At 42.0% G+C, this 13,812-nt stretch carries 11 protein-coding genes; 5 read left to right on the top strand and 6 right to left on the bottom strand.

Going from position 1 to position 13,812, the window contains the following annotated elements; translation table 11 throughout:
• The first annotated feature begins 115 nt into the window (after window positions 1–115).
• Both EI162_RS07695 and EI162_RS07690 read left to right on the top strand, forming a co-directional pair.
• Window positions 116–691, top strand: a complete 576-nt coding sequence (locus EI162_RS07695; RefSeq protein ID WP_192523794.1) for a hypothetical protein — start codon at window positions 116–118, stop codon at window positions 689–691.
• 50 nt (window positions 692–741) lie between these two features.
• Complete coding sequence (locus EI162_RS07690) at window positions 742–1,644, top strand: tetratricopeptide repeat protein (RefSeq protein ID WP_192523793.1); 903 nt, start codon at window positions 742–744, stop codon at window positions 1,642–1,644.
• A 68-nt stretch (window positions 1,645–1,712) separates the two neighbouring features.
• Here the strand turns inward: EI162_RS07690 and EI162_RS07685 are convergent, their stop codons facing one another.
• Window positions 1,713–2,915: a serine hydrolase domain-containing protein gene (locus tag EI162_RS07685; RefSeq protein ID WP_192523792.1), complete on the bottom strand. Its 1,203-nt coding sequence runs from the start codon at window positions 2,913–2,915 to the stop codon at window positions 1,713–1,715.
• A gap of 243 nt (window positions 2,916–3,158) precedes the next feature.
• Between EI162_RS07685 and EI162_RS07680 the strand changes: the two genes are divergently transcribed.
• Window positions 3,159–3,557, top strand: coding sequence for a hypothetical protein (locus EI162_RS07680; protein WP_192523791.1), 399 nt, complete (start codon window positions 3,159–3,161; stop codon window positions 3,555–3,557).
• Window positions 3,550–4,002 (top strand): hypothetical protein, encoded by a 453-nt coding sequence (locus EI162_RS07675; protein ID WP_192523790.1) that lies wholly within the window; start codon window positions 3,550–3,552, stop codon window positions 4,000–4,002. Before EI162_RS07680 ends, EI162_RS07675 begins: the two co-directional genes overlap by 8 nt.
• 107 nt (window positions 4,003–4,109) lie before the next feature.
• On the opposite strand, the gene EI162_RS07670 is transcribed toward EI162_RS07675, so the two are convergent.
• Window positions 4,110–6,245 carry an NADPH-dependent 2,4-dienoyl-CoA reductase gene (locus tag EI162_RS07670; RefSeq protein WP_192523789.1) on the bottom strand — a complete coding sequence of 712 codons (2,136 nt, stop codon included), beginning with the start codon at window positions 6,243–6,245 and terminating at the stop codon, window positions 4,110–4,112.
• 316 nt (window positions 6,246–6,561) lie between these two features.
• Between EI162_RS07670 and EI162_RS07665 the strand changes: the two genes are divergently transcribed.
• Window positions 6,562–8,226: an AMP-binding protein gene (locus EI162_RS07665; RefSeq protein ID WP_192523788.1), complete on the top strand. Its 1,665-nt coding sequence runs from the start codon at window positions 6,562–6,564 to the stop codon at window positions 8,224–8,226.
• Between the two features lie 113 nt (window positions 8,227–8,339).
• On the opposite strand, the gene EI162_RS07660 is transcribed toward EI162_RS07665, so the two are convergent.
• From EI162_RS07660 to hemA, 4 genes are all read right to left on the bottom strand, one after another.
• Window positions 8,340–8,759: a DUF6691 family protein gene (locus EI162_RS07660; protein ID WP_192523787.1), complete on the bottom strand. Its 420-nt coding sequence runs from the start codon at window positions 8,757–8,759 to the stop codon at window positions 8,340–8,342.
• A gap of 176 nt (window positions 8,760–8,935) precedes the next feature.
• Entirely contained in the window at window positions 8,936–9,373 is a 438-nt protein-coding gene (locus tag EI162_RS07655; protein ID WP_192523786.1) for a YeeE/YedE family protein, read from the bottom strand.
• A gap of 297 nt (window positions 9,374–9,670) precedes the next feature.
• Entirely contained in the window at window positions 9,671–10,807 is a 1,137-nt protein-coding gene (locus EI162_RS07650; RefSeq protein WP_192523785.1) for an aminotransferase class V-fold PLP-dependent enzyme, read from the bottom strand.
• Window positions 10,808–11,399: 592 nt separating this feature from the next.
• Window positions 11,400–12,770, bottom strand: coding sequence for a glutamyl-tRNA reductase (hemA, locus tag EI162_RS07645; RefSeq protein WP_192523784.1), 1,371 nt, complete (start codon window positions 12,768–12,770; stop codon window positions 11,400–11,402).
• Window positions 12,771–13,812: the final 1,042 nt, after the last annotated feature.

The following is a 13,812-nucleotide window of genomic DNA, read 5'->3' as shown; positions in this document are numbered from 1 at the left end:
GTAGCAATTGGGTTTGATAATTAGTTTATAACACTTTTAGGTGGGATTGACTATAGCAGCAGATATGAAGTATAACGCTGCAAAAAAAATCATAGAATATACAGGACAATAATCAGTGAAAATAAGAGGTAAAGAGTATAAATTATCCAACATCTTATTTGTTTTTGTATTTTTTATTTTTTTTATATCGTTTATTGATTTAGAACCAGATAAAGAGCTTGAAATATATCAACAAGAATTGATTGAGAAAGAAAGTTGGTTAATATCTCAGTTGAATGATGTCGCAAACTTCATTAACTTTAACAAAAGTGAATATGATTATATTAATCGAGAAGTTTGGTTCACTGCTTGGTACGTCAGTCCCGAATTTAACAAGAATAAGCTGTTACGTTTACATAGCTATCTTCTCAAAAAAGGTTGGGTAGACATGACTGATAAAATTGACAAAAATAATTATATAGTCAAAACCTCAAGCAGCTCTGATGAAATAGCTAAACATATTCGTATACTCTGCAATAATAAAGCCACTATATTTATGTATATGACGGATATGCGAGAAAATTACGAATATGAATATGAATATTCTGAAGCGCGTACTTTAATAGAACTACTATATGACTATAGTTTGCCTTGCTATGACTTGAATGAAAAACAATATAATAATCCTAGTACTATAGAATTGAATAATTAATATTATTCCCTAAAAATTAATAGCTAGAAAAATTAACAAAAGGAATTTTAATGTATCAAAAAAAAATTACCCCTTTAATTCAGACTTTATTATTAGCCACAATACTATCCAGTAGTTTTCTAGCTTCTGCTTGCTCAGCGGAATCATCAAACACACAGATATCACCCAATCAAAGCACTCCTACTGAAATATATAAACTCGGACTAGCCTACTACGAAGGCGACTCAGTTACTGAAGATGATGACAAAGCTTTTGAACTGTTTCAAAAAGCTGCCAATCAAGACTATGCCCCTGCTAAACATTATCTAGGTATTATGTATTATGAAGGTTTGGGCGTAGATCAAAATTACCAAAAAGCATTCGAATGGATTGAACAAGCCGCCAACCAAGGATATGCTAATGCTCAATTCGATCTTGGAGTTATGTATCATGAAGGTATTGCTGTTAAACAAGATGAGATAAAAAAACTTGAATGGTTTCGACAAGCTGCTAACCAAGGATACACTGATGCTCAATTCAATCTCGGGATTATGTATCATGAGAGTATTGGTGTTGAGCAAGACTATCAAAAAGCAATGCAGTGGTATCTATTAGCAGCTAACAATGGATCTTTTGACGCTCAAAATAATATTGGTAATTTTTACGAAAACGGCTACGGCGTGACGCAAGATTATGATAGTGCTTTAGAGTGGTATACCAAAGCTGCTGATCAAGGGTTAGACATAGCACAATTCAATATTGGTGGTCTCTACGAGAACGGTTACGGCGTACCGCAAGATTATGACACAGCTTTTGAATGGTATAAAAAAGCGGCTGACCAAGGCAATCAAGAAGCCAGCAATAGAATCGGTAGATTGGTTATGGATGATAAAATCGACGATACAGGCATCACTATCTTCAGCACCCAAGAAACTGGTCTCACATTAGGTAATATTGAAAAAATGAGCCAATAATAACGACAGCTGTGTGAGCCAGTAGTTTTTAGCTCATACAGCTACGTATGAAATGTCTAACAACCCCATCACTCCACCAAACCACCCAAAATAGTCTTAACCTCAGTCACATACTGACCCAAATCCGGCTCCAAATGAAAGCCTTCTACCGGTGTGGGCAAACCTTTCTGCTTGCCTAATCTGACAATAATTGCATTTTCTTCTGGTAAAACCAATACGCGCTGACCTAAATGACCCAGCATGGCATAAAACGGAATCGGACTGTCCATATCCATCCACACCGAATGTCCGTAAACTTGCGCTTGCCCTGCTGCAAATGCTGATGCGTTGGGCGTAACCATAAAGTTAACGTGTTCTTTGCTAAGTAGCTGCTCGCCTTGCCATTCGCCACCGTTTAATAATAGCTGCCCAAATTTGGCAAAATCTAAAGCGCTGGCATTAAGACAGCAATATACTTTTTCGATACTTGAAGCCCCATCAAGCGACCAATACGCATCACCTTGCATACCAAGTGGTTGCCAAAACTTCTCTTCTAAATAGCTAGAAACGGTATAGCCATGCGGCTCTAATGCCCGTGATAAAGCAATACCGAGCATTTGCGTGTCGCCGGACGAGTATTCAAACTGGCCACCACATTCTTCGACAAACTCTCGATTGACCATTTGCTTGACTAAATCATGTCCGTAGTAAGATTCTGCCGTGGGATTAATAGGAAAGTAATAATCCTCGGTCCAATCATAACCCGAGGTCATCGCTGAGAAATCTGCGAGGGTACAGTTTTGCGCATACTTGTTGTCCGCGTATTCAGGCAGCCACTTGCTAATTGGTTCATCAACGCTTGATATATAACCATCTTCTACCGCTTTGAGATACAGCATAGTGGTGACGGTTTTTGCCATCGAAAAGCTATTGGTGTGCGAATCGCTGCCGTAGCCTTGCCAGTAGTTTTCGTACAGCAGTTTGCCGTCTTTGATAATGGCAAAGGCGACAGTTTCATCGGTATCTAAAGCATTTTGTAAGGTAGGCGTCAGTTTGACTTGCTCAAAGTTAGGATCTTTCTGCCAAACGATAGCGTCTTTGGCGCGGATAGTACGATTATCAAAATCGACATAATCATCGATATTGGCGGTATTTTCACCTTTAAGATAAGTGAGCTGTAAGCCGCGAAAGATATAAGCGTTGCCCGTCACCACTAAGCCCAAGCTGATAATAATCAGTAGCGCTATAATAGGTAAAACGATCCATTTAAACAGTGTTTTTAACACTACCATTATAAAATCCTTTTTTATGGCGTGGTTGATGAGTACGATCGATTATCGCTGAAGGGTTTAGCCTAGCATGGATGTGGGGTTTTGGGAGGTAGTTTCTGGGTAGCGAGTGTAGAGCTAGTTTCTATACCATCTTGCTAATAGTTTGAGCTACATTATGAAAATTAGTTTATTGTTTGAGTACCATTTATAATACAAGAGTGTAAAATATATAAATTGAATAGCACGTATAAAGGATATTGACTAGTGGATGGTAAAAAACAAGGAAATGAAACAATAAGAATAAGCTCTGATGGCCTTTATCGAGGAGCTACAGTTCATACCCCTTTCCCTCTAGAAAATAGTGATTTCCTAAAATTAACAAAGGTTAATAGCTTACTACCAATTTGGGCACACACTTTTTTTACTGGTACGAGTGTTTTTTCTATTACAGTATTAGCTAAATGGCTAAACCATAAATATTTTAATGGGATCGAAACTGTATCAAACACCGAAGGACTCACTCTACTAATCCTCATAGTATTGGCAGTAATATTCGAGGCTTTATATATAATATCACCTTCAGATAAGAAAAAAACGATCTCAAGAATTGAGAAGCACTTCTCAGAAAACAAACCTAAAGCAGCAGGATTCGGAAATGAATAAGCAATTGCCTAAAGAATATAGTCCTTTTAATAAAGTCTGGGTTTGCAGCAACACGTTCAATGAAGGTGAAATAATTTTTGAGGTTGAAGGTAATCCTGTTTTTCTCATAGGACGTGACAATGAAAGTCACAAAACATTATTATGGTTTAATGCACCAATAAAAGGAAATAATACAAATAGATGGCACAATATAATATCAAAAAATAAAGTTAATGATGTTAAGTATGAACTAAATACTACCGAGTATGGTAATGAAGTGACTTTCTTAGACCAACCTTTGCTTCAATTTAAAATAATGGACGATAATTTGGTTATTAATATAATAAACCTTACACCCATTGGTTTAAATATTTATGGAGGATTATCGTCATTAACTATTGTAGGCAACACTTTATCCGGCAATACATTTACTGGCGTTAGTACTATGATAGCTATTGGCAAATGATGATTGAGATTTACAATCTTACAAAGTACTAAATATCCGAACTCTAACTATATAAAAAAACAGCAAGATAATCTACCTTGCCGCTCTTATAAGCTCTAATTTAAATTCTAAATACTCGCCGCAACCTCTGCGCCATCACGAATGGCGCGTTTGGCATCTAGCTCAGCGGCTAGCTTTGCGCCACCGATTAGGTGATATTGCGCGTCTGGTGCATCACCAACATTTGGCATCAGCTCAACCACTGATTCTTGACCAGCACAGACCACGACGCTATCGACACGTAGCAACTGGCTTTGACCTTGATTGTTGGTGATCCAAATACCCTCATTGGTGATTTTATCGTACTGCGCGCCTGATACTTGGATGACACCATGCGATTTAATGTGCGCACGATGTACCCAGCCCGAGGTTTTATTGAGACCACGGCCCAAGCGACCTTTGGTACGCTGCATTAAATATACCTGACGAATAGGTTTAATGGCCTCAGGCTTAATCAACCCACCATCGGTTTGATACTCAGTATCCTCCGTTACGCCCCACTCTTCACGCCATTCGCTGACCGATTGCGCTTTTGGACGATAGCTTGGATCTTTTAGCAATTCAGGGCCTAGCTCATCGAGCGGCTGACCATGGCGCGCTGTGAGATATTCACTAACATCAAAACCAATACCGCCCGCACCGATGACAGCAACGGTATCACCGACTGATTTTTCACCAGAGAGCAATTCAGCATAGCTCATCACTTGTGGTAAATCAGCGCCTTCCAATTTACCTGCAAGACTTCTAGGAACGACACCAGTAGCAACGATGACGTGATGGAATTTGGCTTTCTCTAACATGTCTTTATCGACTTTGCTATTGAGTTTAATCTCAACGCCTAAGTGCTCAAGCTCGTTGATATAGTAGCGAATGGTTTCAAAGAACTCCTCTTTACCAGGGATAACTTTGGCGTAGTTAAACTGCCCACCCAAGATATCTTTTGCTTCAAATAAAGTCACATCATGACCACGCAAGGCAGCGACATGAGCGGCTGACATACCAGCCACACCACCACCGATAACGGCAACTTTTTTAGGTTTTTTGGTTTTCTTATAAACCAACTCAGTCTCGTAGCAAGCTTGTGGATTGACCAGACAAGTCGAGCGTTTATTTTCAAAAGTATGGTCTAGGCAAGCTTGGTTACAAGCGATACAGGTATTGATGCGATCGGCTTGACCGTTTTTGGCTTTATTAACCCAATGCGCATCGGCTAAGAATGGGCGCGCCATCTGAATCATATCTGCTTGACCACTAGCGACGATTTCTTCAGCCGTTTCTGGCATATTGATACGGTTGGCGGCCATCATCGGGATACTGATGTGCTTTTTAATTTCAGCGGTAAAATCAACAAACGCGGCACGCGGTACGCTGGTAACAATCGTTGGGACGCGCGCTTCATGCCAGCCGATACCGGTATTCATGATGGTCACGCCCGCCTCTTCTAAGGCTTTGGCGACGGTGATAACTTCATCCATGACGTTGCCGTCTTTGACCAAATCAATCACTGATAAGCGGAACAAAATAATAAAATCTTCACCGGCCGCTTCGCGTACTGCTTTGACCACATCGACAGCCAGCTTCATACGACCTTGAATATCACCGCCGTATTCGTCGTCGCGCTTATTGACATGACGCGATAAAAACTGATTGAGTAAATAGCCTTCTGAGCCCATGATTTCAACGCCGTCATAACCCGCTTGCTTAGACAATTTTGCACAGCGTGCATAGTCTTTTACCGTCTGCTCGATGTTTTTGATACTCATCTTACGCGGTTTAAATGGTGAGATTGGTGATTTTATCGGACTTGATGACACCACAAATGGATGATAACCATAACGACCACTGTGCAATATTTGCATGATGATTTTGCTATCATATTTATGCGCAGCACGGGTCACACGCTGATGATTAATGACGTCAGCTTTGGTATTCATCGTACCGCCAGCAGGCAGCAACCAGCCTTCGCGATTGGGCGAGATGCCGCCCGTGATCATCATCGCCACGCCGCCTTTGGCACGCTCTGCAAAATATGCCGCCAACTTACCGTAATTATAAAAACGGTCTTCAAGACCCGTATGCATTGAGCCCATGACCATGCGATTTTTTAGCGTGGTAAAGCCCAAATCCAGTGGCTCAAATAAATGCGGATAGTGTTCATTGGTGCTAGCAGTCTCAATGGTATTGGCAGTATGGCTGGCGGACATATCATTTTCCTTATGAATGGTTTATCAAACTACTTCTTAAAAGTAGAGCGGCTATGGGATTTAGCGTTACCACTATCGTAACACACCGCCATTATTATCAGCTATGCAGACAAGCGACTGATGAGTGAACACTATGTTCTCCTAGCTATCGATGACAGCTATTGACCTCACTGATCGATAGCATTTGGTTAAGTAAACACCACAAAATCAGCCCAATCTTTCACCGCGATTGTCTATAATAACCAGTTACTGATACAGTAGTTTCGATAAAAAATGGTATTACCGAATACTAGAACAACGATAAAGGACTATCACAATGACTGACTTTCACACCGGTCTTGGCAAAAATCCTGCCAACCATCAACCGCTTACCCCTATTGATTTTATCATCCGCAGCGCGCAGGTTTATCCTGATAAAACCGCCATCATCTATGATGACCTAGAACATAATAACCTAACCCAAAGCTGGCAGCAGACTTACGATCGTTGCCGGCAGCTAGCGGATGGTCTGCGTAAATTGGGCATTGATAAAAACGACACGGTGGCGGTTATGATGCCGAACACGCCAGCGATGGTTGAGTGTGCCTTTGGGGTGCCGATGTCAGGCGGCGTGCTGTGTACACTGAACACCCGACTCGATATCAATGCGCTGACCTTTTGCTTGCAGCACTCAGAAGCCAAAGTATTAATTTTAGACAGTGAGTTTGCTGAGCACGCTGAAATTATTGATGAAGCTTTTCCTAACCTTACTGTTATTCATGCCACCGATGCTGCCGTCGATACCGAGCGTTTTGGGCAAATGACTTATGACGAACTCATTGCCAGCTCCGACAGCTTAGACAACTGGGAAAAACCATTAGACGAATGGGACGCCATCGCCCTCAACTATACCTCTGGTACGACTGGCAAACCCAAGGGCGTGGTCTACCATCATCGCGGCGCGACGCTCAATGCCATCTCCAATATTCTAGATTGGGACATGCCCAAGCATACGATGTACCTATGGACGCTGCCATTATTTCATTGTAATGGCTGGTGCTTTCCGTGGACGATTGCAGAGCGCGCAGGCGTCAACGTCTGTTTGCGTCAGATTAATGCGGATTTAATTTTGCAATTGATTGCCAAGTATAAAGTCAGCCATTATTGCTCAGCGCCTGTGGTACACAATATGATTGCCAGCGGCAAGCCTGAATATAAAGACGCCATCACCCACGAAGTCAACGGCTGGGTCGCTGGTGCGCCGCCCTCTGAAACCATGCTCGCTGCTATGGAGGAAATGGGTTTTCATATCTCCCACGTCTATGGACTGACCGAAGTCTATGGACCGGTCACCGTCTGTGCGGAGCAAGAAGAATGGAATGCGCTCGATGTCGCAGAACGGTCACAGAAAAAATCACGCCAAGGCGTCACCTCTCATCTTATGACAGGATTTGATGTGTTTAAGCAAGGAACGACTGAACCCGTTGCTGCCGATGGTGAAGAAATGGGTGAGTTGGCACTGCGCGGCAATATGGTGATGAAAGGCTATCTAAAAAGCCGAAAAGCCACCGAAGCGGCCTTTGCTGATGGCTGGTTTCGTACTGGTGATTTGGGCGTTAAATATCCTGATGGCTATATTAAAATTATGGATCGCCTCAAAGATATCATCATCTCAGGCGGTGAAAACATCTCCAGTATTGAAGTCGAAAACGTCTTATATAAAATGCCAGAAATTCAAAGCTGTGCTGTCGTCGCCGCACCGCATGATAAATGGGGCGAAGTGCCCGTTGCCTTTATCGAGATTTATGCTGGCAGCACTTTACAGCGTGACCATGTAATGGAGCATTGCACACAATATTTAGCGGGTTTTAAAGTGCCAAAATATATCGTTTTTGCCGAAATACCGAAGACCAGTACCGGTAAAGTGCAGAAGTTTGAGCTACGCCAAGCCGCTAAATCACTGGCCCATGAAACGCCAAAAGTAACTTTTAGCACAAAATAATATCTTCAAAAGCTAAGGTGGCAAGGAAAACGAGCGTAAGCACTACAATCGGTAGGTTTAGCGAGTTTGACAAAGCTAACTTATTTTTGAGGATATTATTAAACCAGCCCATGCTAATTAAGCTTGGGCTCAAGCCATTGATAGATTAGCATGCCCGCTATCATCGCTGGGATAAAGACATAAGCCTGCCACTGTCCTGTTCCAAGTAGCACGATACCGGGACCTGGGCAAATACCAACCAAACCCCAACCGATACCAAATAGCATCGCGCCGATTAATAGTTTTTTATTAATCATCGTTTTACTTGGCATTTCAATTAACGTGCCAATCCAGCTGGTCTGTTGACGCTTCGCCAGTTGTACACCGACGATTGCCACTATCAAACCACCGCCCATCACTAGCGCAAGTGAAATATCCCACGCCCCAAAGACGTCCAAAAACCCTTGTACTTTAACAGGATCGGTCATTCCAGATATCAGCAGTCCAAAACCAAATAGTAACCCTGCTAGTAATCCAATTATATTTTTTAGCATTATTATTTCTCGCTATTCTCTTTTATTAATTTTTCGCTGGTATAGTTAATTCGTTTTAAAAGGTTATAGAGAGGCGGATAGAAATTTTTGCAGCCTCTGTCTGCGCAGGCACAGTACGCCAGAAATTTTTTATCCGCCTCGTGTATAAATGACATACTTATTACTCATACTGTGATTCAAAACACACTCAAAATATGCCGACCCAAATAAACCGTCACAATACCAAAGAACATAAAAGTCACCGTCGCCGCCATCGAACGTGGAGACAGGCGCGCATTACCACAGATACCATGTCCACTGGTACAGCCTGAGCCTAAACGTGTGCCAAAACCGACCAGCAACCCCGCGCCAATTAATAACGGCAGTGAGGTACTAACTTCTATATCAGGTAACGGTTTTACCAAACTATAAAATAGTGGCGAGACGACCAGACCCAGTATAAATAATACCTGCCACATCTCTACACGCTTGGGCTTTAATAAACTTGAGAAAATACCACTAATCCCAGCAATACGCCCAATACCTAATAACAGGATGACGGTTGCGACGCCCAGTATCAGACCACCTACTAAAGAGAGTGGCGTAAATGCTTGCCAGTCTATTTGTATACTCATAATAGTTACCTAAGCCAATTTTTATTAATACCAAACTCAAAAAGTACGATTAGCTGGGTCAAACTCGTTTAGTCTACAGTACGTAGCACTTGCACTCGTTTTCCTTGCTACTCTAATTTTTGTGAATGCTATAAGAACAGTTTTAGAAATCGATTTATAATAAAACATTATATAATAAAACATAATAAATAGGTAAAAAAATACTGAACCCCGCGTATGCAAGGCTCAGTATCTCTTTATTTGATTACTGACTGGCTAAATAAACCTATTGGCTAATAAACCAGTCAACTGCTCAAATTATTTTGCTAATACTTCATCGAGTGCTTTTTCAAAACGCTCTACCGCACCGTCAACGTCCGTTAGTTTATCTAAACCAAACAGACCCAAACGGAAGGTTTTAAAGTTATCAGGCTCACCAACATTTAATGGTACGCCAGCGGCAATTTGTAATCCAGCTTCAGCAAAGGCACTGCCCTTATGGATATCATCACGGTCGGTATAAGAGACCACAACGCCTGGCGCTTTAAAGCCATCAGCCGCCACACTTTCAAAACCTTTGCCAGCCAATACTTCACGGATGCGGTTGCCCAATTCCCACTGTGCCGCGCATAGTTTATCAAAGCCAATTTCTTTGGCCTCGTTAATAGTATCGCGGAACTGGCGTAAGCTATCAGTTGGCATGGTGGCATGGTACGCATGACCGCCATTTTCATAAGCGCGCATGACCGTTAGCCATTGTTTCAAATCAAGACTGAAGCAATTAGATTCAGTACTTTCTACTTTTTTGATTGCAGCGTCGCTTAGCATGACAAGACCTGCACATGGGGTACTGCTCCAACCTTTTTGCGGCGCACTGATTAGGACATCAATACCCAAGTCTTTCATATCGAGCCATACGCAACCTGAGGCGATACAGTCGATGACCAATAAACCACCAACGCTATGTACTGCTTCACTCAATGCTTTGATGTAGTCTTCTGTTAAAATAATACCCGATGAGGTTTCAACGTGCGGGGCATAAACGATAGCTGGTTTGTCTTCTTTAATTTTGGCAACAGCACTGTCGATATCGACTGGCGCGAATGGTTTTGGTGCTTCACCATCATCAGCACGCTCAGCCGTTAAGACTGTAGACGATTTGGCAAATTTACCTTTTTCTAGAATTTGCGTCCAACGATAACTAAACCAACCATTACGGATGATTAGGCAGTCTTCGTCAATGGTCAGCTGGCGGGCGACCGCTTCCATACCATAAGTACCAGAACCTGGAATGATAACCGCTGCTTCAGCGTTATAAACTGTTTTTAGGTTGCTCAATAAATCATTCATCACCTCTTGAAAGGCTTTTGACATATGATTGAGGGCGCGGTCGGTATAAACCACTGAGTATTCTAATAAGCCGTTTGGATCAATATCTTGACGTAATGCAGTCATGTGACGCTCCTGTCTGTTGTAATGTTTTTTAAGTATGGGTTTGAACAAAATTTAGATATTATCTTAGCAAATTTAGGCCAACTATTATTTTGATTAAATGTTTTTTTGACCAAAAAATAGGATAGCCAAATACTACTATAGATAGTATGAACTAAGTACTAATATCGAGTAATAATCGAGAGTTTGACGCTGGGTTGACGATATAGCACTTTATCCTAGCGCTATTGCCGTTGATGGTTGTATCTTTTACGTCGTTGGTGTTCTTAACGTTAAACGAAAACGCATATGATGTGCGCACCATCATTATTGCTACGCAGAGGTAGAAGGATAATAATGGTCATTGATAGCTAGTGAAATGAGCAGATATTAAGTGAGAATAAATGCGCTGGGATTTTTTAAAACGTAATTTTTAAAAAAATAGTAGTCAGCGACGTACTATTACAGCATAACAGCAAATTATCACTACTTAATATATTCATAACAGCTTGATATTAGCACTGATAATGCAGGTTGACAACGCTATATTTGCATAATAATTTTGCATGGGAATAGCGTTTATGTGATTTAAAAATTATTGATAAATAGATGACAACTATCGATGGCTACGGTGAGCATCTTGTAGCCCTGATACCACAAAGTCTAGCAATTCATTATCACCCTCGCGCGCCGCTTTTCGCATCAATTTCGATGGTGCGTGCGTTAACGTCTGGGTCAAACGCCGTGACAATTCAGTGATAATGTCTTCAGGACTGGCGTTATCCTGTTGCAGCTTAGCAATAGACTCATGCAGCAGTTTATCGACTTGATCGTGGGTGCGCGCCCGATACTTTTGAATGTCCTTGCCCACTTGACGCACTTGAAAACGCCGATCCATCTCAACAACCAACTGGCTGACTAACAGCTCAGCATCTACCGCTGCTTGGCGGCGTTGCTCAATATTACCGGCAATCACATGCTGCAAATCATCGACAGAATACAAATACACATCATCGATGCGGCTAATGGTCGAGTCAATATCGCGTGGAACTGCCAAATCGATCATCAGCATCGGTTGATAGCGACGAATTTTAAGCGCTCGCAGCGTCATGGTTTTATCAATCAGTAAATCCATACTCCCACTACAGCTACTGACAATATCGGCTTCTGCCAATACTTGCGGTAGCTGTTGTAGAGGCTTGACCTCAACGAGACGTCCTGGTCGACGCAGCTCGGCAGCTAAAGCTTCAGCGCGCTCAGGATTACGGTTACAAATAATAACCCGCCCAACCCCAAGCCCAGCAATATGCGTCGCCACCAAGCGATTCATCTCGCCTGCGGCAACCACCAATAAGGTGCGATTGGATAAATCGTCAAATATTTGCGTCACCAATTTGGCCGCAGCATAGCTAAGCGATACCGCTTGAGCGCCAACTTGGGTTTCGTTACGTACCCGCTTAGCAGCAGCATAGACTTGATCGACAACCCAGCCCAGCTGATTACTGAGTGCGTTTTGATCTTGCGCCAGATGGACGGAGCGCTTGATTTGACCCAGTATTTGCGGCTCACCCAGTATCATAGAATCAAGCCCAGCGGCGACTCTCAGCCAATGCGTCAAAGCATGAGTATCACGATGGACATACAGATAAGGGTCGACTTCACTTAGTGGCAACTGCTTAAAATCCGCCAGCCACTGTTTGATTTTTAAGATATGGGCGCTGATGGCCGCTGAAGAGGTCTGAGAGCTACTAGTATTATTGGTAGAGACAACAGTAGCAACTTGCTGTTCTGATATTGGCGCGCCTGATATCTGTGGGACTAGCGCATAAATCTCAGTGCGGTTACAAGTCGAGACTATCACGCTACCATCAGTAAAGCCTTGTAGCTGCCTAAGCCCGAGAGCCACATCGTCACCCACAAGCACCAAGCGCTCACGTAGAGCGACTGGTGCAGTTTTGTGATTGACCCCAATGACCACTAATCTCATTATTGATAGACCATAAATATAACGTTCACCTGCCAGCCAAACTCTATTAGAGCTTTAACAAACAATTTTAACCAGCAACTTATCAAAGATATTTTTTCAAAAATAGCTGCAAATCTAACCATAGCTGCAAACACAGCACTGGATAAACTGCCTTTGAAAAAATCTATTCAAAAAAAGTATATTTAAAGAGCCCTGCCAAAGCAAAACCCTAAAAGCCGCTTATTATATCATCATTGCCAGCTTTATTTAACTCTCGCCCCTCTGCGAAGGCTATTTGTCTGTATCTGGGCGCAGATGTCATAAATCAACTACCGAGACCATTTGTAAAACCAATCTCTAGATTTTAGCAAGTATTTATAAAGTCAGACCCATACCACTCGCTTATTTGAAGCTAAATTGTTATATTTTTAACCTGGTTCAATTATGCCGTATTGAATACTCAATCATGGCATTGATAGAGACTGTTTTTAGACGATTCGACGTTATAAGATATTATAAGACGTTATAAACAGTCCGCTTAATCATTCTAAGGGCTTATTTTTAGCAGTGCAGCGGCTAAAGGAACCCTGACTCTAGGGGCTGATGCCGATATCTGAGTAACACGACCACTATTGTTTGTAGCATATATCTACTCTTATAATGTTTGTCGTGGGTATTCGTAACCGACATTTAGGGTTTGTTTAATATTCAAATACTAGGGCGTGTCCGCAATCTGAATAAAAGTGATTAAATAGGCTAAAAATGAGGACAGGCCCTAGGACTGCTGATGATATGGGTTTTTTGCTGCCGCAGCACGTTGCTATGAATGTATCTTTTTTATTGAGACCTAACTATTAGGTAAATAATGGGCGAATACGGTTATCTATGATTTATTTTGAGTCATTATTTCGATCAAATCCGGCGCATGACGACCAAGTGAGCCTTCGTGATTTATTGCGTGTTGTCATTGAGCGTCTCTGCCACCGTTACAAGCTAACTTTATCATTGGCCGTTTGCTTATGCTTGTCATATTCGGCTCATGCCAACCCCATAAGCCCATCAT

The organism is Psychrobacter sp. FME6, assembly GCF_014861365.1.
GTDB lineage: Bacteria > Pseudomonadota > Gammaproteobacteria > Pseudomonadales > Moraxellaceae > Psychrobacter.
Note: the sequence above shows the minus strand (reverse complement) of the source record. Positions and strands in the feature narration are given on the sequence as shown.

Excerpts from the sequence above, each read along its gene's own strand:
- EI162_RS07690 (WP_192523793.1), top strand. The coding sequence starts at position 742 with ATGTATCAAAAAAAAATTACCCCTTTAATTCAGACTTTATTATTAGCC.
- EI162_RS07685 (WP_192523792.1), bottom strand. The coding sequence starts at position 2,915 with ATGGTAGTGTTAAAAACACTGTTTAAATGGATCGTTTTACCTATTATA.
- EI162_RS07675 (WP_192523790.1), top strand. The coding sequence starts at position 3,550 with ATGAATAAGCAATTGCCTAAAGAATATAGTCCTTTTAATAAAGTCTGG.
- EI162_RS07670 (WP_192523789.1), bottom strand. The coding sequence starts at position 6,245 with ATGTCCGCCAGCCATACTGCCAATACCATTGAGACTGCTAGCACCAAT.
- EI162_RS07665 (WP_192523788.1), top strand. The coding sequence starts at position 6,562 with ATGACTGACTTTCACACCGGTCTTGGCAAAAATCCTGCCAACCATCAA.
- EI162_RS07660 (WP_192523787.1), bottom strand. The coding sequence starts at position 8,759 with ATGCTAAAAAATATAATTGGATTACTAGCAGGGTTACTATTTGGTTTT.
- EI162_RS07655 (WP_192523786.1), bottom strand. The coding sequence starts at position 9,373 with ATGAGTATACAAATAGACTGGCAAGCATTTACGCCACTCTCTTTAGTA.
- EI162_RS07650 (WP_192523785.1), bottom strand. The coding sequence starts at position 10,807 with ATGACTGCATTACGTCAAGATATTGATCCAAACGGCTTATTAGAATAC.
- hemA (WP_192523784.1), bottom strand. The coding sequence starts at position 12,770 with ATGAGATTAGTGGTCATTGGGGTCAATCACAAAACTGCACCAGTCGCT.